This is a genomic window from Bradyrhizobium paxllaeri (assembly GCF_001693515.2).
Classification (GTDB): Bacteria; Pseudomonadota; Alphaproteobacteria; order Rhizobiales; family Xanthobacteraceae; genus Bradyrhizobium; species Bradyrhizobium paxllaeri.
Map to the genome: position 1 here is coordinate 2,693,300 of NZ_CP042968.1, position 17,077 is coordinate 2,710,376.

At 62.7% G+C, this 17,077-nt stretch carries 17 protein-coding genes and 2 pseudogenes; 12 read left to right on the top strand and 7 right to left on the bottom strand.

What is annotated here, in order from left to right; all coding sequences use genetic code 11:
• Positions 1 to 22: 22 nt before the first annotated feature.
• From LMTR21_RS12605 to LMTR21_RS12615, 3 genes and pseudogenes are all read right to left on the bottom strand, one after another.
• Positions 23 to 774: pseudogene (locus LMTR21_RS12605) on the bottom strand (IS5 family transposase).
• A 66-nt stretch (positions 775 to 840) separates the two neighbouring features.
• Positions 841 to 1,791 (bottom strand): 5-dehydro-4-deoxyglucarate dehydratase, encoded by a 951-nt coding sequence (gene kdgD / locus LMTR21_RS12610; protein WP_065749901.1) that lies wholly within the window; start codon positions 1,789 to 1,791, stop codon positions 841 to 843.
• 63 nt (positions 1,792 to 1,854) lie between these two features.
• Complete coding sequence (locus tag LMTR21_RS12615; protein WP_065750343.1) at positions 1,855 to 2,781, bottom strand: LysR substrate-binding domain-containing protein; 927 nt, start codon at positions 2,779 to 2,781, stop codon at positions 1,855 to 1,857.
• Between the two features lie 234 nt (positions 2,782 to 3,015).
• Between LMTR21_RS12615 and LMTR21_RS12620 the strand changes: the two genes are divergently transcribed.
• From LMTR21_RS12620 to LMTR21_RS12630, 3 genes are read left to right on the top strand one after another with little or no spacing between them, the layout of a single operon-like run.
• Positions 3,016 to 4,002 (top strand): Bug family tripartite tricarboxylate transporter substrate binding protein, encoded by a 987-nt coding sequence (locus tag LMTR21_RS12620; protein WP_065749902.1) that lies wholly within the window; start codon positions 3,016 to 3,018, stop codon positions 4,000 to 4,002.
• Between the two features lie 9 nt (positions 4,003 to 4,011).
• Positions 4,012 to 4,461 carry a tripartite tricarboxylate transporter TctB family protein gene (locus LMTR21_RS12625; protein WP_065749903.1) on the top strand — a complete coding sequence of 150 codons (450 nt, stop codon included), beginning with the start codon at positions 4,012 to 4,014 and terminating at the stop codon, positions 4,459 to 4,461.
• Positions 4,462 to 4,487: 26 nt separating this feature from the next.
• Positions 4,488 to 5,987: a tripartite tricarboxylate transporter permease gene (locus LMTR21_RS12630; protein ID WP_065749904.1), complete on the top strand. Its 1,500-nt coding sequence runs from the start codon at positions 4,488 to 4,490 to the stop codon at positions 5,985 to 5,987.
• 12 nt (positions 5,988 to 5,999) lie between these two features.
• On the opposite strand, the gene LMTR21_RS12635 is transcribed toward LMTR21_RS12630, so the two are convergent.
• From LMTR21_RS12635 to LMTR21_RS12645, 3 genes are read right to left on the bottom strand one after another with little or no spacing between them, the layout of a single operon-like run.
• A complete protein-coding gene (locus tag LMTR21_RS12635) occupies positions 6,000 to 6,689 on the bottom strand; it encodes a DUF1045 domain-containing protein (RefSeq protein WP_065749905.1) in 690 nt (229 codons plus the stop codon).
• Between the two features lie 20 nt (positions 6,690 to 6,709).
• On the bottom strand, positions 6,710 to 7,903 hold the full coding sequence (locus LMTR21_RS12640) for an alpha-D-ribose 1-methylphosphonate 5-triphosphate diphosphatase (protein WP_148635963.1): 1,194 nt from the start codon (positions 7,901 to 7,903) through the stop codon (positions 6,710 to 6,712).
• The gene (locus tag LMTR21_RS12645) at positions 7,900 to 8,565 is read right to left on the bottom strand and encodes a transferase hexapeptide repeat family protein (protein WP_065749907.1); all 666 of its coding nucleotides are present in this window, start codon (positions 8,563 to 8,565) and stop codon (positions 7,900 to 7,902) included. Before LMTR21_RS12645 ends, LMTR21_RS12640 begins: the two co-directional genes overlap by 4 nt.
• A 189-nt stretch (positions 8,566 to 8,754) precedes the next feature.
• On the opposite strand from LMTR21_RS12645, the pseudogene phnC reads away from it, so the two are divergent.
• From phnC to phnE (LMTR21_RS12665), 4 genes and pseudogenes are all read left to right on the top strand, one after another.
• Positions 8,755 to 9,568: pseudogene (phnC, locus tag LMTR21_RS12650) on the top strand (phosphonate ABC transporter ATP-binding protein).
• A 74-nt stretch (positions 9,569 to 9,642) separates the two neighbouring features.
• Complete coding sequence (phnD, locus tag LMTR21_RS12655; RefSeq protein ID WP_065749908.1) at positions 9,643 to 10,551, top strand: phosphonate ABC transporter substrate-binding protein; 909 nt, start codon at positions 9,643 to 9,645, stop codon at positions 10,549 to 10,551.
• A 68-nt stretch (positions 10,552 to 10,619) separates the two neighbouring features.
• The gene (phnE, locus tag LMTR21_RS12660) at positions 10,620 to 11,507 is read left to right on the top strand and encodes a phosphonate ABC transporter, permease protein PhnE (protein WP_065749909.1); all 888 of its coding nucleotides are present in this window, start codon (positions 10,620 to 10,622) and stop codon (positions 11,505 to 11,507) included.
• Entirely contained in the window at positions 11,504 to 12,358 is an 855-nt protein-coding gene (gene phnE / locus LMTR21_RS12665; protein ID WP_065749910.1) for a phosphonate ABC transporter, permease protein PhnE, read from the top strand. The genes phnE (LMTR21_RS12660) and phnE (LMTR21_RS12665) overlap by 4 nt, the downstream gene beginning before the upstream one ends.
• Positions 12,359 to 12,373: 15 nt before the next feature.
• Here the strand turns inward: phnE (LMTR21_RS12665) and phnF are convergent, their stop codons facing one another.
• Positions 12,374 to 13,102 (bottom strand): phosphonate metabolism transcriptional regulator PhnF, encoded by a 729-nt coding sequence (gene phnF, locus LMTR21_RS12670; protein ID WP_065749911.1) that lies wholly within the window; start codon positions 13,100 to 13,102, stop codon positions 12,374 to 12,376.
• Between the two features lie 114 nt (positions 13,103 to 13,216).
• Between phnF and phnG the strand changes: the two genes are divergently transcribed.
• Genes phnG through phnK form a run of 5 tightly spaced genes read left to right on the top strand, consistent with a single transcriptional unit; the run spans position 13,217 to position 17,077 of the window.
• Positions 13,217 to 13,690, top strand: coding sequence for a phosphonate C-P lyase system protein PhnG (phnG, locus tag LMTR21_RS12675; RefSeq protein ID WP_065750344.1), 474 nt, complete (start codon positions 13,217 to 13,219; stop codon positions 13,688 to 13,690).
• Between the two features lies 1 nt (position 13,691).
• On the top strand, positions 13,692 to 14,297 hold the full coding sequence (gene phnH, locus LMTR21_RS12680) for a phosphonate C-P lyase system protein PhnH (protein WP_065749912.1): 606 nt from the start codon (positions 13,692 to 13,694) through the stop codon (positions 14,295 to 14,297).
• A gap of 2 nt (positions 14,298 to 14,299) precedes the next feature.
• Complete coding sequence (locus LMTR21_RS12685) at positions 14,300 to 15,403, top strand: carbon-phosphorus lyase complex subunit (RefSeq protein ID WP_065749913.1); 1,104 nt, start codon at positions 14,300 to 14,302, stop codon at positions 15,401 to 15,403.
• Positions 15,400 to 16,284 (top strand): alpha-D-ribose 1-methylphosphonate 5-phosphate C-P-lyase PhnJ, encoded by an 885-nt coding sequence (locus tag LMTR21_RS12690; RefSeq protein ID WP_065749914.1) that lies wholly within the window; start codon positions 15,400 to 15,402, stop codon positions 16,282 to 16,284. Before LMTR21_RS12685 ends, LMTR21_RS12690 begins: the two co-directional genes overlap by 4 nt.
• Complete coding sequence (gene phnK, locus LMTR21_RS12695) at positions 16,277 to 17,077, top strand: phosphonate C-P lyase system protein PhnK (RefSeq protein WP_065749915.1); 801 nt, start codon at positions 16,277 to 16,279, stop codon at positions 17,075 to 17,077. Before LMTR21_RS12690 ends, phnK begins: the two co-directional genes overlap by 8 nt.

Here is a 17,077-nt window from a genome sequence, read left to right on the forward strand (position 1 = left end):
TCGCTCTAGGGTCTGTTGAGATTCACCTGGAATGGATGACGGCGGTAGCGAGGTAGATCATCGCCTCGAAACTGCTGTCTGTCTTGTCGCATCGCATTGCCACGCGCTTGAATTCCTTCAGCTTGCCGAAGAAGTTCTCGATCAGGTGGCGCCATTTGTAGATGTCCTTGTCGATGTCGAGAGGCTTGGCGCGCCTTTGATGCTGCGAGATTACGACCTTCGCCTTGCGCTCATTCATGTCTTCGATGATCCAGTTGGAATCAAAAGCCTTATCAGCGATCAAGCCGCCGAATTCGAGGTCCTTGATCAGGGGCGCGACGCCGACGGTGTCAAAGCGATGGCCGGGGAGCAGGATGAACCGCACCAGGTTCCCAAGTGCGTCGGTCAGCGCGAGGATTTTCGTGGTCCAGCCGCCCTTCGACTTGCCGATGGCCTGATTTTTTGTCCCCCTTTTGCTCCCTGCGCGTGGCGGTGAACTTTGACGATTGTCGCGTCGACCATGGCGAACTCCATATCCGGATCATCCGATACGGCATCGAAAATCCGCTTGAAAACGCCGGCCTTCACCCAATCGCGATAGCGCTTGAACACCGTATTCCAGTTGCCGAACGTCGGCGGAAGGTCTCTCCATGGGCTGCCCGTGCGCGCGATCCACAGCACTGCTTCGAGAAACAAACGGTTGTCACCCCCTGTGCGGCCGGGGTCCGTGGCCTTGCCCAAACAAAGCGGCTCCATCTTCGCCCATTGAGCGTCCGTCAAAACGAATCGGTGCATTCCAAACTCCTTTCGGAGCTTGAATCACGGGCACTCCAATCTGTGAATCCTGAATCTCAACAGACCCTAGGCGGCCGCCAGCTCCCGCCTAGCGAACTCGCTGGTCTCGAGCCGCGCGACGAGTGCTGTCAGCTCCTCGGTCTCGGCCGGCGTCAGGTCCGTCAGGGGCGAGCGGACATGGCCGCTGTCGCGGCCGATCACCTTCATGCCCGCCTTGATGATCGATACGGCATAGCCGCGTTTGCGGTTGCGGATTGCGATCAAAGGAAGGATGAAGTCGCGCAGCCCCGCCTGCACCGTCTCGCGGTCGCGGCGCCGCACGGCCGCATAGAACTTGGTCGAGAACTCCGGGACGAAATTGAATACCGCCGAGGAATAGGTGGTGACGCCCATTTCCAGATAGGGCAGCGCAAAGGTTTCGGCGGTCGGCAGCCCGCCGATATAGGTCAGCCGGTCACCCATGCGCAGATGGATGCGGGTCATGAGCTCGATGTCGCCAATGCCGTCCTTGTAGCCGACCAAATTGGGGCAGCGCTGGCACAGCTTCTCGAGCGTATCCTCGTTCAGGATCGCATTATCGCGATTGTAGACGATGACGCCGAGCTTGGTAGTGTTACACACCGCCTCGACATGGGCCGCCAGGCCGTCCTGTTCGGAGAAGACCAGATAGGGTGGCAGCAGCAGCAAGCCGTCGGCGCCGGCCGCCTCGGCCCCAATGGCAAGTTGTGTCGCCATCGCCGTACCGTAACCGATCCCGGCGAGCACCGGCACGCGTCCCCTTGTCTCGTCCACCGCCGTCGCCACCACCTTCAGGACCTCGTCCGGGCTCAGCGAGAAGAATTCGCCGGTGCCGCCGGCGGCGAAGAGACCCGCGACCTCATGGCCGCACAGCCACTCCAGATTTGAGCGGTAGCGGGTTTCGTCGAACGCGTTGTCGGGCCGAAACGGTGTGACGGGGAACGACAGCAGGCCATTGCCGATCTGCTTCGCCATCTCCTTGGGAGTCATCTTGCTCATGCCTTGATCCTTCAGCGGCTTACGCTGAAGGACTAATGCAAGATGGTCACAGATGGAGACCAATCACTGTATCGATCGATCCATTGATTGGATCGAGCCCGCTTGAGCGGCGAGGTCTCGGGCGATGCCGGCAATGGCGGGTAGAAGCGGATTGTCATTGTCACTGCGCCAGACAAAGAACAACTCGGCCGGCCGTTGCCACTGCATCAGGACGGGCCGCAGCGCTACGCCGCTGAAACGCAGATTCGACGCAGCCTCGGGGACCAGCGCCACGCCGACACCGGAATGCACCATGGCAAGGATCGAATGGATCTGGGCAAGATGCTGCACGTAATTCGGCACCAGGCTTGCGCGTGAGAACAGCTCGACCAGGAGATCGTGGAAATAGCGGGCTTCATAGGGCTCGTACATGATGAAGGGCTCGCTCGCGAGATCCTCCAGGCGCGGTTGGTCTACCTTTGCCAGCGGGTGGCCGCCCGGCAACGCCGCGACCAGCGGCTCTGCCGTGACGCGGAAGGCGCCGAGGCCGCCACGCGGAATCGGCGGCCGAAGCAGGCCGATATCGACTTCGCCGGAATCAAGCCGCTTGAGCTGGTCGCTGGAGACCATTTCCTTCAGCGAGATCTCGATATCGGGCAGTTCACGCCGGCAGGCCGCGACCAGCGCCGGAACGTAGCTGTAGGCCGATGTCGCCGTGAAGCCGATATTGATCGATCCGGCCTTGCCGCTTGCTACCCGCCGGGCCAGCGCGGCGGCGCTTTCCGCCAGTTTGAGCAGATGTCGCGCGTCCGCCAGAAAACGCTGCCCGGCGGGCGTCAGCCGAACGGCCCGGTTGCTGCGTTCCAGGAGCTTCACGTCGAGGACGCGTTCGAGAATCTGGATCTGGCGGCTGAGCGGTGGCTGCGTCATGTTCAGCCGCAGCGCCGCACGCCCGAAATGCAGTTCTTCTGCAACTGCAACGAAGCAACGCAACTGGCTCAACTCAAACATGAAATCCGTATCTTCGACCTGAAACGAGGGGCAGCGGACCTGCCGGATGATGTCTTCTATCGGCTCGCGCACGGCCGATCCATCCAAAAAAGGTATCGACCTATCCGCAGTCTAATTCATGGGCGACCTGGCCCATGACCTATCATTTCGCGTAACCCAGCCTCGAAAGGCCTGCAGCCGGCCGGTGAAACGGCGGGATCGCGCGGAACTGCGCTTTGAAACGGAGGAAGAACAATGTTGATGCCATCTCTCGCCCGGGCGTTCGCCGCCGCCGTCCTTTCGGTGTCGATATGTGCCCTGGCACCAAGCGGGGCCGTGGCTCAGAATTTCGAGCGGCCGGTGCGCCTGATCGTGCCGTTTGCTCCCGGCGGCACCTCGGACATCCTGGCCCGCCTGATTGGCCCGAAGCTATCAGCTGCGATCGGGCAGTCGGTGGTGGTCGAGAACAAGCCTGGTGCCGCAGGCAATCTTGGAGCCGACGCCGTCGCCAAGGCGCAGCCCGATGGCCACACCCTGTTGCTGATGGATGTCGGATCGCTGGCGACCGCGCCCAGCCTGTTCTCCGATCTCACCTTCGACGTCGAGAAGGATCTCGCGCCCATTTCCATGGTGATGTTCGGTCCCTACGTTCTGGCCGTCCATGAATCGGTGCCGGCGAAGTCGGTTAAGGAACTGATCGAATACGCCAAGGCCAACCCGAACAAGCTCACCATCGCCAATTCGGGCGTCGGTGGCGCCACCCACATCACGGCGGTGGCGATGGCGAAGCAACTCGGGATTCAGTGGAAGAACGTTCCCTACAAGGGCGGCGCAGCCGCCTCGCGCGCCGTCGTATCCGGAGAGAGCGGCGTGATCATCAATGGCGCTATCGCAACCATGCCGTTCGTGCTGAACAAGCAGCTCACCGGACTTGCGGTCACCGGGGAGCAGCGGCTGGCGTCGGCTCCCGATCTGCCGATCTTCAAGGAGGCGGGCCTGCCCGGGGGCGACGCCGGGACCTGGCAGGGCATCCTGACGACGGGCGGAACGCCGCCCGCCATGGTCGCGCGGTTGAACGCCGAAATCCGCAAGATCCTGGAGATGCCGGAGATTCAGCAGAAGGTCGCCGAGCAGGGTGGCGTGGTGCGCGCCCAATCGCCGGACGAATTCCGCAACTGGCTGAAGGACGCGACGGGTCGCTGGGGCACCATCATCCGTGAGGCCGGCATCAAGGGTAGCTGAGGCGGGCCGATGACGCGTTTCCGGATCGACCTGCAGGACCTGCTGTTCGGCCTGTTTCTGGTGGCGGTGGCGACGGGTACGCTCGTTGCCACGCGCAACCTGACGGTGGGTCACGCCGCCGACATGGGGCCGGGCTACATGCCCCGTGTCGTCGCCTTCGCGCTGATGGGCTTCGGTCTGTTCTTCACCGGGCGCGGGCTCTGGCGCGTGCGCGTCGGCATCGCGCCGGTTCAGTTGCGGCCGTTGCTGGCGATCGTGGCGTCTGTCGGCGTTTTCGCGCTGACGGCCGAGCGCCTCGGCCTCGCCATTGCTTCCGTCGTCACCGTGATCCTCGCCAGCCTCGCCACGCGAGAAGGGCGGATCGTCGAAACGATAGCGTTTGCCATCCTGCTCTCGGGTGCGGCGGTGCTTCTGTTCGTCAAGTTGCTGGGCCTGCCGATCCCGATCTGGCCGCGCTAGCAGCGCGCTTTGCAGGCAGAAAAAATATGGACCTCTTCAACAACCTGCTGATGGGCCTTTCGACGGCCCTCGAACTCAACAACCTCTTGTTCTGCCTGATTGGCGTGGTGATCGGCACCGCGATCGGCGTGCTGCCCGGCATCGGTCCGATTCCGACGGTGGCGTTGCTGTTGCCCTTTACCTTCGGCCTGTCGCCCGCCAGCGCCATGATCATGCTCGCAGGCATCTTCTACGGCGCGCAATATGGCGGCTCGACCACCGCCATCCTGGTCAATGTGCCGGGTGAGACGTCGTCGGTCGTGACCTGTATCGACGGTCACGAGATGGCCAAGCAGGGCAAGGCAGGAACCGCGCTCGCGATTGCCGCCATCGCTTCGTTCTTTGCCGGCACGATGGCGACGATCGTGATCGCCGTGCTTAGCGTGCCGTTGTCGGTGCTGGCGCTCAAATTCACCGCGGTCGAATATTTCAGTCTGCTCGTGCTCGGCCTGATTGCAGCAGTCGTTCTCGCGCATGGTTCGGTCGCCAAATCGCTGGCGATGGTGCTGCTGGGGCTGCTGCTCGGCCTCGTCGGGATCGACGTCTCCTCGGGCGTCGCGCGCATGACTTTCGGCATCGCCGCGCTGTCGGACGGGCTTGATTTCGTGCCGATCGCGATGGGCCTGTTCGGGCTCGGCGAAATCATCGCCAATCTGGAGCGGCCCGCCGAGCGCCGCGTCGTCAGCCAGTCGATCCGCAGCCTGATCCCGAGCCGGGAGGATTTGCGGGCAGCGTTTCCGGCCATGGTGCGGGGCACGACGCTTGGCTCCGTGCTGGGCGTGCTGCCAGGTGGCGGCGCTGCGCTTCCGCCGTTCTCCTCCTATGCGCTGGAGAAGAAACTCGCGCGTGATCCCTCGCGGTTCGGCAAGGGCGCGATCGAGGGCGTTGCCGGTCCGGAGGCCGCCAACAATGCCGGCGCGCAGACCAGTTTCATTCCGCTTTTGACGCTTGGCATTCCCGCCAATGCGCTGATGGCGCTGATGATCGGGGCGCTGATGATGCAGGGCATCCAGCCCGGCCCGCAGATCATGACCGAGCAGCCCAAGCTCGTCTGGGGCGTCATCGCCAGCATGTGGGTGGGAAATCTGATGCTACTGGTGATCAACCTCCCGTTGATCGGCCTGTGGGTCTCGATGCTGAAGATTCCCTATAGATTGCTGTTTCCCGCCATCGTTCTGTTCTGCTGCATCGGCACCTATGGCATCGCCAACAGTCTGTTCAACGTTTGGTTGATGACGGGTTGCGCGTTGCTCGGCTATTTCTTCATCAAGATCGGCGTCGAGCCGGCGCCGCTTCTGCTCGGCCTCGTGCTCGGTCCGCAGCTTGAGGAAAATTTCCGGCGCGCGATGCTGATCGCGGACGGCGATTTCACCGTCTTTCTGTCGCGGCCGATCAGCGCGGTCATCCTCGGCGTCGTCGCCATTCTGCTGGTGGCGTTGCTGTCGCCGGCAATATTGAAGACGCGCAAGGAAGCGCTGGCGGAGTGAATGCCGGCAGCGTCAATCGTGCAATTGCCAGCGGCCGATGACCCGAAACCGCGAAGTCGCATCGTCCTGACGGCATAGCGCGATGGCGTCGATCGCGAGCGTCTCCATGCCGGTTGCCGCAAACCGCTCGCGCAGCATCGCCACGACCGGCCCGCGCCGTTCCGCGGGCAACCGCCCCGTCAGTGTCATGTGGAAGCGAAATTCTTCGAAGACGTAAGGATAACCCCAGCGGTCGAGATAATCGCGTTGCCGTGGCGTCAACGCCGCCGGATTGCGCCGCGCGCGATCTTCCCCATTGAGGGGAGCGCGGAACGGATCAAATGCCTTGGTCGCCTCGGCGGCAAGCAGGTCGAGATCTGCCGACGGTTCGGCGGGAATGACCGCGATGAAACCGCTGATCGAATCGACGATCGGCCGGATCACCGGCACCGGCCGGGCGAGATCGGCAAACAATTCGCATGCCGCGGCAAGCCGCGCCTCGGCCTTGCCGTCGGCCAACGTGATCGGCGCCTTCAGCGTGGCGTGAAAGCCGTATTTGCGCGGATCCTGCGTCAGGTCGCGCCAGTCCGGTGGGAGACCATCCGGAAAGGGAAGGTCTTCGCCGCTGTGGGTGTCGTAGCCGAGCAGCGACGCGCCGAACCGGTCGAGCGCACTGTCGGGTGCCGAGGTGTAATAGATTGCGTAACGGGGAAAGTTTGCCATTGCGCCAGAATAGAGCCGCCTTACGCGGCTGCAACCGCCTTGCGTGGAATGGCAGATGAACGAACGAGACGGTTCGCCTCCGTCAGATGCACCAGTCGTCCCGCGGCAATGACGGCGACTACCCGCGGCCGCAACGGCACCGTGTCATCGATGAGAATGATGTCGGCGCGCTGTCCCGCGGCAAGCGTGCCGCGATCGGCGAGGCCGGCGGCGCGCGCCGGCGCCGATGAGATCAATTGCCAGGCCGCGGCCAGCGGCACGACGCCGTCAGCCGCAAGCCGGAAAGCCGCCAGCAGCGGCGCGGGATAGTAATAGTCTGACGCCAGCACCGAGCACAGGCCCTTGGCGATCATGTCGGATGCCCTGGTCCAGCCGGTGTGGCTGCCGCCGCGCACGACATTGGGCGCGCCGAACACGATGAAGTCGCCGGCTTCGGCAGCATCGCGGGCAGTTTCCTCGTTGACCGGAAATTCGGCAATGGCGACACCCCGCGCACGAAAGGTCTGCCGCATCGCCGGGCTCTCATCGTCATGCGAGAGCATCCGGACATCAGCCGCACACGCCGCCTGCGCCAGGCGGGCGATCGACGCCGGAACGTCGTGGCCGCGGCAGACCACGCTTTCCACCAGGCGATCGAACGCCTCATTGCTGAGCCCCGTGCGCTCGACCATCCGGCTGCGCTTCTGTGGCTTGGCGAGGCTGGCGACGGTCGAGTCCATATGATCGTTGAACGCGAACAGGTCGACGCGGCCTTGCCCCAGCCAGTCGATGATTTCGCTTTCCGCGTCGAGATTGTAGGTCTCGTGGCGCAAATGGAAGCGGGTGTCGGCGGCGAGTTGTGGCCGCATCTGCTCGATCGCCTCCAGCAATTTCCGCGCATTGTCCGCGCTGCGCAGGCCGGGCTCCCACGACCACGTCGTGGCATGATAGACGGTCGTAATCCCGTTGCTGACCGCCTGCCGGTCGCTATCGACAAGCGCCACATCGATCGGAAAATCGACTCCGGGGCGCGGCATCATCTGCCGCTCAAAGGCATCGCCATGCAGATCGACAATGCCCGGCAGCACCAGCAGCCGGCTGGCGTTGATGCCCGTTGCGCCGTGGCTGTCGTCCGCACCCACGGCGGCGATCTCGCGGCCGGCGATCCGCAAGCCGGTTTCGACGATTTCATTGCCGAGCAGCGCTCGGCCACCTTCGATGAACAGTTCGGTCACGATGCGGCACTCTGATTGAATTGCGGACGGCCGGACGCTCCGGCGGGTTGGTATTTTTCGAGAAAGCCTTCGACATCGAGCTTGCGGAAATCGGGCAGGGCGCGGCGAAGTGTCTCGTGGTCCCAGTCCCACCATGCGAGCTCCGTGAGCCGCTTGGCTATCGATTCCGCAAACCTCCGCCTGACCGGGCGGGCCGGATTACCCGCAACGATGGTGTAGGCAGGCACGTCCTTGGTGACGATGGCGCCGGCCGCGACCACCGCGCCGGTGCCGATCGAGCGGCCGGGCAGAATCACCGCGCCATGGCCGATCCAGACGTCGTGGCCGATATGGACGTGATGCTCGCGCCGCCATGCAAAGAACTCGGCATCGTCGCTCTCGCCCGGAAAGTAGCTGCTGGCGCGGTAGGTGAAATGCGCCTGTGAGGCCCGGTGCATCGGATGGTTGCCCGGATTGATCCGCGTCATGGCCGCGATCGAACAGAATTTCCCGATCGTGGTGTAGGTGATCTGGGAGTCGTTCACGACATAGGAATAGCCGGCCATCGTGACTTCGAGCAGGATGGTTCGGGCGCCGACCTCGGTATAGGCGCCAAGCTGGCAGTCGCGCACCGACGCAGTGGGATCGATCATCGGTTCAGTGGAGAGCATCTTGCCGGCCATCGGTAGAATCCATCAGCAATCGGGGCAGGGGCGGGTGCGCTCGTCTTCGATGCGCTTGATGACAAGATCATGACGGATACGTGACGCGGGCTGCTGCTGTGGACGAACGCCGCACCGCAGCAGTCGTGTCACACAACTGTAAGATCGAGCCGCTAGCGATGCTCCACGACAGGAACTCTGGAGCATTGCATGCTGGTTGTGGAAGGTTTGACGTGCCGGTTCGGCACCAAGGCTGCGGTGGACAATGCGTCGTTTTCGATTCAGCCCGGCAGCTTCGTCGGGGTAATCGGCAGATCCGGCGCCGGAAAGTCTACGCTGCTTCGGATGATCAACCGCCTCGCCGAACCTTCCGAAGGCCGGATCCTGTTCGAAGGCGTCGACGTCACCGCGCTGCGCGGCAAGGAATTGCGGCAGTGGCGTGCGCTCGGCGATGATCTTTCAGCAGTTCAATCTGGTCGGCCGCCTCGACGTTCTGACCAACGTGTTGATGGGACGGCTTTCAACAGTGCCGACATGGCGGTCGCTGGCGCAGCTCTGGCCCGAAGAGGACAAAGCAATTGCGATGTCGGCGCTTGAGCAGTTCGATATGGCCTCGATTGCGGCGCAGCGCGCCGACCAGCTCTCGGGTGGCCAGCAGCAGCGCGTCGCGATTGCGCGTGCGCTGGTTCAGCAGCCCGACATCATCCTTGCTGACGAGCCGATCGCCTCACTCGATCCTCGCAACACCCGGATCGTGATGGACGCGCTGCTGCGCATCAACAAGCATTTCGGCATCACGGTGGTCTGTAATCTGCACTCGCTGGATCTGGCGCGCAGCTACTGCGACCGCCTGATCGGCATGTCGGCTGGCCGCATTGTGTTCGACGGTGCGCCGGCGATGCTGACCGATCATATCGCGCGCGAGCTCTACGATCTCGAGGCGGATGAGATAATGGATGCGGCGCGAGAGCATGTGCCGGTCCGTGCTCCGATTCCCGCGCTCGGTACGGTCGCCGCAGCCTGAGCCTTGCGTCTGCAAATCAGGAGCTGTGCGGCGTCTAAATCCGCCAGCTTCATCACTGCGAAACAGGAGACGTCATGATAAACAGTCGTATGATTTTCGCCGCTGCAGCGGCATTGGCGTTCTCGGCCTCGGCTGCCACGGCTCAGGACTGGAAGGCAAAGTATCCTGAATTGGTATTCGCAAAGGTTCCCGATGAGAATGCCTCGGGCACAACCAACCGATGGACGCCTTTGGCAGAGTATCTGTCCCGCGAGCTCGGCACTAAGGTCACGCTTCGGATCGCCAACGATTATGCCGCTGTTATCGAAGGCCAGCGGGCAGGGAACATCCACATAGCGATGTATGGCCCGGCGTCCTACGCGCGCGCCTACATCATCGGTGCGAAGGTCGAGCCGTTCGCGATCGAAGTGAATGGCGACGGAACCAAAGGCTATTATTCGGTCCTCTATGTCAAAAGCGATTCGAGCTACAAGGACATCAAGGACCTGAAGGGCAAGAATCTGTGCCTTGTCGATCCCAATTCAACGTCAGGCAACAACGTCCCGCGTTTCGCGATGGACAAGATGGGTATCGACCCGGAAAAGTTCTTCTCTAAGGTGGTCTATTCGGGAAGCCATGAGAACGCGGTGATCGGGCTTGCGCAGGGTACCTGCGACGCGGCGTTCAATTGGTGGAATGATGAGAAGGAGTCGAACCTGCTCCGGATGGAACGGAAGGGTATGGCGAAGGCCGCCGATTTCAAGATCATCATGAAGTCCGAACAGATTGTGAATTCGCCGATGGCTTATCTCAGCAGCCTGCCTGCTGACCTCAAGGCGGCGATCAAGAAGGCGGTGCTGGAAATTGCGGTGAAGGACAAGGCCGCTTTCGACAAGATCTACGAGGGGAAGCAGTTGCCCTTCGTCGAGGTTGATCACAAGGCCTATGAGGCTGTGATCGATCTCACCAAGTTTGTCGACAGCATTCGCAAGCAGAAATCCTGAGGGGAACGAAGGGGCCAGATGGATCGGGCAGATCGCGAAATCCGCCCATTCTTTCTCCTGAACATCCCATGCGAACAGCAGTCCCCGAATTCCCGGAAGCCAGGCTGCGAGAGCTCGCTGATCGCTATGCGGCTGCGGTTGCCGCCAAGCGGCGGCGCGTATGGCTGGGGTCGGCGGTCCTGATCGCCGCGGCGATTGCTGCTGGCTGGATGGGCGATGTCAATTTTGGGAATTTCGTCGAGAATTTCTGGCGCTTCCCGGCCTATTTTGCCAGCATCGCTCCTAAGTTTTCGCTCTCGACTGCGTGGGTTGATCTCACCGAGTGGCTTTGGGGACTGCCTCGCTGGACGCGACTTCTCGGAGACACGTTGCTGATCGCGTATATGGGAACGCTCACGGGAGCGATATGCGGATTCGCTCTCTGTTTCTTCGCATCGGCCAATCTCGTGAAGTCCCGTACGACCGTTTTTGTCACGCGACGCGTTCTCGAATTTTGCAGGACCGTGCCGGAGATCGTCTTTGCCCTGATTTTTGTGCTGGCATTTGGTCTGGGGCCACTGCCGGGCGTTCTCGCCATCGCAATCCATACCACCGGTGCGCTGGGCAAGCAGTTCGCCGAGGTTGTCGAGAATATCGATAGCAAACCGATCGAGGGGGTGGCGGCAAGCGGAGGCAGCTGGCTTCAGATTGTTCGGTTTGGCGCGGTGCCTCAGGTTCTCTCGAACTTCGTAAGCTATGCCCTGCTGAGATTCGAGATTAACGTCCGCGGCGCGGCCGTGATGGGCTTTGTCGGCGCCGGCGGGATCGGCCAGGATTTGATCGAGGCCGTTCGCAAGTTCTATTACACCGATGTCAGTGCCATCCTTTTGCTCATTATCGTCACCGTCATGTTGATCGACCTTATCACGGAGCGCGTGCGCCACGGCCTCCTCGGGCTGGAGGGTTCCGCTGCATGAATTCTTTCAGTTTTGAAAACCGGGCTGGCATCGTCGAACGTCACCCGGACGTTTTCCGGCCGGATTGGTGGCATCGGGGAAAAATCGCAATAGGCGTCGGCGGGGCGGTTGCGCTTTTTCTGTTCGGGATCGTTCAGCTCGACATTCCCTTTCACCGGCTCTCCGAGGGAATGGTCAAGCTGGGTGAATTCGTTCGGCTCATGTTGCCGCCTAATCCTGGTTCCTGGGCGGAAGTATTGAAATATCTGCATGCTCTCGGAGAGACGGTTTCGATCGCGTTTCTCGGCACGCTGGGCGGGGCACTGCTCGCGTTGCCGGTATCCCTGCTGGCGGCGCGCAATGTGGTTGCAAACTGGATCGTCCACCTTTTGACACGCCGCAGCCTCGATACCATTCGTGGCGTCGATACCTTGATCTGGGCCCTCATCTGGGTTGGCGTCGTGGGGTTGGGCCCGTTCGCAGTTATCTTGGCAGTCATCTGCAGCGATTTTGGGACTTTTGGGAAGTTATTCTCGGAAGCGATCGAGGCGGCCGACAAGAACCCCGCTGAGGGGGTTCGATCATTGGGCGGCAACCATCTCCATAGCGTCCGGTTCGGATTGCTGCCGCAGGTCTTTCCGATCTTGTTAAGTCAGGTGCTCTACTACTTCGAGTCGAATACGCGGTCGGCGACGATTATCGGAATCGTCGGGGCAGGCGGAATTGGACTTCAACTTGCCGAGCAAATCCGGGTGCTGGAATGGCAAAAGGTATCGTTTCTGATTTTGCTTATCCTGATAACGGTATCGGCAATCGACTGGATGTCCGGCAAGCTCCGTTTCGCGATCATCGGCAAGCGAGCAATCTCATGATGTCTCGCTGCTAGACTAGCCACTCTCGATCACGAACTCGACGCGCTCGGCCGCGAAGCGCGAGCGCTTGGTCGTGACCGGCTGGCCTGCGGTATCGACGTCGGTGCTGTCCACCACGAGCACGGGACGGCCGAGCGCGAGATCCAGCCGCGCCGCGTCGGTTGCGTCGACGATACTAGCGGTGATCCGGGTGGACGAGCGGCGAAAGTCCCGGATGCCGTAATGCGCAACCAGCTTGGTCATCGAACGGACATTGGCGAACACCTTCCCGGCATCGGGGAAGCGCTCGGCCGAAAGCCAGGTGGTGCTGACGCAGATCGGTACGCGGTCGGCGAGCCGCACCGATTCGATTCGGACCAGCGGCGCACCGGTCTTTAGTCCGAGCTCTCGCGCCAGCTCGCGCGTGGCTTCTTCCTCTGACACGTCGATAAACTGGCCGCGCGGCTCTCGGCCGCCGGCGCCGACGATTTCGGAAAAGCGCGTTCGGGAGCGCAGGGGATAGGCGATGCGTCCCGTCTCGACATAGGTACCGCTGCCGCGCTCGGCGCGCACCAGGCCGCGTTCGGCCAGCGTCGCGAGCGCGCGGCGTACGGTGTGGCGGTTGACGCGATAGGTTTCGGCGATCTCCATCTCGCCCGGCAGCTTTTCGCCCGCGGCAAAGCGGCCATCGGCAATGCCGCGCTCGATGCCGTCGGCGACCTGCCGCCACAGCGCGACGCCAGAGGGCGTGTCCTGGATGCTCATGGAACGAAACCGGGCATCGGAGAAAAATTACCTCATAGTCACGAAACTGTCATGGCGCTTCGTTATCAAGTTGTCTAGTATCATAGACAACTTGATTCAGGCAAGGTCGATATGATGGCGGGCGACGAAAGTCTGGCAGACGAAGACAGTGGACAGGCGCAACGCAAGGCTGCAATGGCGGTGCTGGCGCACTCCGATGTCGTCGACATTGCCTGTCATCTCGAGGCGATTGCGTTGCCGGCGCATGAAGACCTGCGCGTATCAGAGAACGGCCTGGTCATGGTGCGCGGCCGGATCGGTGGCGATGGTGCGCCCTTTAATCTCGGGGAGGCCACGGTTTCTCGCGCGGCAGTGCGGCTTTCGACCGGAGAAGTCGGTTTTGGCTACACGCTCGGCCGCGATCGTCACAAGGCGAAGCTGATCGCGCTGTGTGATGCCATGGTGCAGTCGGACGAGTTCGCGGTCGCGGTTGAAGCCGAGGTGATTGCGCCGCTGCGCGAGGCAGTGATCGAAAAACGCAACCGCAAGGCCGCGGAAGCGGCGGCCACGCGGGTCGATTTCTACACGCTGGTGCGGGGTGAGGGCTGACATGACGACCGTTGCCGAATTGCCCGCAGGATTTGCCGACAAGGTGTTGTCGGCGCAATCGACCTTCCGCTCCGTGATGGACGCCATGGCGCGTCCCGGCAGCATTCAGCGCATTGCGTCGGTGGCCGGTACGCCTGATGCGATGATGCGCGGCACGGCCGCCATAGCGCTGACGCTGTTTGATCACGATACGCCTGTGTGGCTCGATAGCTGGATGTCGGCGACGGCTGATGTCGCCAGATGGCTCAAGTTTCATACGAGCGCGCCGATCGTTGCGGATTCATCGATCGCCGGTTTCGCATTGGTGGGCGACCCCGTAAACCTGCCGCCGCTCGATCGCTTTGCGTTCGGTAGCAATGAATATCCGGATCGTTCGACGACGCTGATCCTTCAGGTCGAAAGCCTGACCGATGGCCCTGTGGTGGAGTTGCGCGGCCCCGGCATCGATGGAGCGGCGACGCTGCGCGCTTCAATCGAGCCGCAGGATCTGTTCGAGCGGCTGGCCGTGAACGCCACGCTGTTTCCGCGCGGCATCGATGTCGTGCTGGTCCATGACGATGCCATTGTTGCGATACCGCGCACGACGCGGCTGGTGAGGGGAGGCTGACGATGTATGTTGCCGTCAAGGGAGGCGAGCGCGCCATCGAGAACGCCCATCGCCTGCTGGCGCATGAGCGGCGCGGCGATCGCGATGTTCCCGAACTGTCGCTGGCCCAGATCTCCGAGCAGCTTTCGCTCGGCGTCGACCGCGTCATGACGGAAGGGTCGCTGTACGACCGCGAACTGGCGGCGCTGGCCATCAAGCAGGCGCGGGGCGACCTGATCGAGGCGATCTTCCTGGTGCGCGCGTTCCGCGCCACGCTGCCGCGGTTCGGTGCGACGGAGCCGGTCGATACCGGCGCGATGCAAGTGCGTCGCCGGATTTCCTCGACGTTCAAGGATATTCCGGGCGGGCAGATTCTCGGGCCCACTTTCGATTACACCCACCGTTTGCTGGATCCGCAGCTTGCGGACGGTTTTTCGCCCGAAGCGCCCGCCGCCGGCGAAGCGTCCGCCGCGGCGACCACGCGCGTCACCGACATTCTCGGCCGCGACGGGCTGATTGAGCCGTCACCGGCTGCCGACGCTGATGCTCCGGTCGGAGACTTGACGCGCGAACCGCTGAATTTCCCGGCCGATCGTGATCTGCGCCTGCAAAATCTGGCGCGTGCCGACGAGGGTTTTCTGCTGGCGCTCGGCTATTCCTCGCAGCGCGGCTATGGTCGCAACCATCCGTTTGCCGGCGAGATTCGCTTCGGCGAGGTGGAGGTCGAGTTCATGGCCGAGGATGCCGGCTTTGCTATTCCGCTCGGTTCGATCGCCCTGACCGAATGCCAGATGGTCAACCAGTTCAAGGGATCGGCGACGGAAGCGCCGTGTTTTACGCGCGGCTATGGCCTGGCCTTCGGACAGAGCGAGCGCAAGACCATGTCGATGGCGCTGGTCGATCGCAGCCTGCGCGCCCGCGAGCTTGGCGAGGAAGTGATCGCGCCGGGCCAGGACGAGGAATTCGTGATGTCGCACTCGGACAATGTGCAGGCGACCGGCTTCGTCGAGCATCTCAAGCTGCCGCATTACGTCGACTTCCAGTCCGAACTCGGCCTCTTGCGCAAATTGCGCCAGGAGTTTGCCGAGGCGAACGAGGCGCCGCAAATGCAGGAGGCCGCGGAATGAACGCGCCAGCTTACAATTTCGCCTATCTCGACGAGCAGACCAAGCGGATGATCCGCCGCGCGATCCTTAAGGCGATCGCGATCCCCGGCTATCAGGTGCCGTTTGCGAGCCGCGAAATGCCGATGCCGTATGGCTGGGGTACCGGCGGCGTGCAGGTGACGGCGGCGATCCTCGGGCCCGATGACGTGCTGAAGGTGATCGACCAGGGCTCCGACGACACCACCAACGCGATCTCGATCCGGAAATTCTTCGGTAAAACGGCCGGTGTCGCGACCACCACATCCACGGCGGATGCGACCGTGATCCAGACCCGGCACCGGATCCCCGAAGCGCCGCTGCATGCGGGGCAGGTACTGGTCTATCAGGTGCCGATACCCGAGCCGCTGCGCTTTCTGGAGCCGCGTGAGACCGAGACGCGGCGCATGCATGCGCTCGGCGAATACGGCCTGATGCACGTCAAGCTGTACGAGGACATCGCGCGCTTCGGCCACATCGCGACCTCCTACGCCTATCCGGTAAAGGTGAACGCGCGCTATGTGATGGACCCGTCGCCGACGCCGAAATTCGACAATCCGAAGATGGATAATTGCCCGGCGCTGCAACTGTTCGGCGCCGGCCGCGAGAAGCGCATCTACGCGATCCCGCCGCATACCGACGTGGTATCGCTCGACTTCGAGGATCACCCGTTCACGCGCTACCGGTTCGACGCGCCGTGCGCGCTGTGTGGGGCAGGGGATTCCTATCTCGACGAGATCGTCACTGACGACAAGGGCGGGCGGATGTTCGTCTGCTCTGACACTGATTATTGCGAATCTCGGCAGTCGGCCGGTCATCGCGGCAGCGAGAGCGCGGTGCCGCACAAGGAGAGGGCGCATGGCTGAGCCGCAAGATGTCACGACGGACGACCAGCCGTTGCTGGTGGCTGAACATCTCGGCAAGAACTACGGTCGGCTCACCGCCTGCCGCGACGTATCGTTTGCGCTCTATCCCGGCGAGGTGCTGGCCATCGTCGGCGAGTCCGGGTCGGGTAAGTCGACGCTGCTGCAACTGTTGTCGGCACAACTCGCGCCGAGCGCCGGGCGGGTGTCATACCGGATGCGGGACGGGGTGTTGCGCGATCTCGCCGCGTTAGGTGAGGCCGAGCGGCGATTTCTGTTCCGGACCGACTGGGGCTATGTGCACCAGGACCCCGCGCAGGGCCTGCGGATGGCGGTCTCCGCCGGTGCCAATGTCGGCGAGCGGCTGATGGCCGTGGGGTGGAATCACTATGGCCGCATCCGCGATACCGCGTCATCCTGGCTGGAGCGTGTCGAGATCGATACCGCGCGCATCGACGACGCGCCGCGGACCTATTCCGGCGGCATGCGCCAGCGGCTGCAGATCGCGCGCAACCTCGTCACCGAGCCGCGGTTGGTGTTCATGGACGAGCCGACTGGCGGGCTCGACGTGTCGGTGCAGGCGCGGCTGCTGGACCTGATGCGCAATCTCGTCAGCGAGCTCGGTCTTGCCGCGATAGTCGTAACCCATGACCTCGCTGTGGCGCGGCTGTTGTCGCACCGCGTGATGGTGATGAAGGGCGGCCGCGTCATCGAAACCGGGTTGACCGACCAGGTGCTCGATGACCCGCGCGAGCCCTACACCCAACTGCTCGTTTCCTCGATCCTACCGGCATGA

Excerpts from the sequence above, each read along its gene's own strand:
- kdgD (WP_065749901.1), bottom strand. The coding sequence starts at position 1,791 with ATGAGCAAGATGACTCCCAAGGAGATGGCGAAGCAGATCGGCAATGGC.
- LMTR21_RS12615 (WP_065750343.1), bottom strand. The coding sequence starts at position 2,781 with ATGTTTGAGTTGAGCCAGTTGCGTTGCTTCGTTGCAGTTGCAGAAGAA.
- LMTR21_RS12620 (WP_065749902.1), top strand. The coding sequence starts at position 3,016 with ATGTTGATGCCATCTCTCGCCCGGGCGTTCGCCGCCGCCGTCCTTTCG.
- LMTR21_RS12625 (WP_065749903.1), top strand. The coding sequence starts at position 4,012 with ATGACGCGTTTCCGGATCGACCTGCAGGACCTGCTGTTCGGCCTGTTT.
- LMTR21_RS12630 (WP_065749904.1), top strand. The coding sequence starts at position 4,488 with ATGGACCTCTTCAACAACCTGCTGATGGGCCTTTCGACGGCCCTCGAA.
- LMTR21_RS12635 (WP_065749905.1), bottom strand. The coding sequence starts at position 6,689 with ATGGCAAACTTTCCCCGTTACGCAATCTATTACACCTCGGCACCCGAC.
- LMTR21_RS12645 (WP_065749907.1), bottom strand. The coding sequence starts at position 8,565 with ATGGCCGGCAAGATGCTCTCCACTGAACCGATGATCGATCCCACTGCG.
- phnD (WP_065749908.1), top strand. The coding sequence starts at position 9,643 with ATGATAAACAGTCGTATGATTTTCGCCGCTGCAGCGGCATTGGCGTTC.
- phnE (WP_065749909.1), top strand. The coding sequence starts at position 10,620 with ATGCGAACAGCAGTCCCCGAATTCCCGGAAGCCAGGCTGCGAGAGCTC.
- phnE (WP_065749910.1), top strand. The coding sequence starts at position 11,504 with ATGAATTCTTTCAGTTTTGAAAACCGGGCTGGCATCGTCGAACGTCAC.
- phnF (WP_065749911.1), bottom strand. The coding sequence starts at position 13,102 with ATGAGCATCCAGGACACGCCCTCTGGCGTCGCGCTGTGGCGGCAGGTC.
- phnG (WP_065750344.1), top strand. The coding sequence starts at position 13,217 with ATGGCGGGCGACGAAAGTCTGGCAGACGAAGACAGTGGACAGGCGCAA.
- phnH (WP_065749912.1), top strand. The coding sequence starts at position 13,692 with ATGACGACCGTTGCCGAATTGCCCGCAGGATTTGCCGACAAGGTGTTG.
- LMTR21_RS12685 (WP_065749913.1), top strand. The coding sequence starts at position 14,300 with ATGTATGTTGCCGTCAAGGGAGGCGAGCGCGCCATCGAGAACGCCCAT.
- LMTR21_RS12690 (WP_065749914.1), top strand. The coding sequence starts at position 15,400 with ATGAACGCGCCAGCTTACAATTTCGCCTATCTCGACGAGCAGACCAAG.
- phnK (WP_065749915.1), top strand. The coding sequence starts at position 16,277 with ATGGCTGAGCCGCAAGATGTCACGACGGACGACCAGCCGTTGCTGGTG.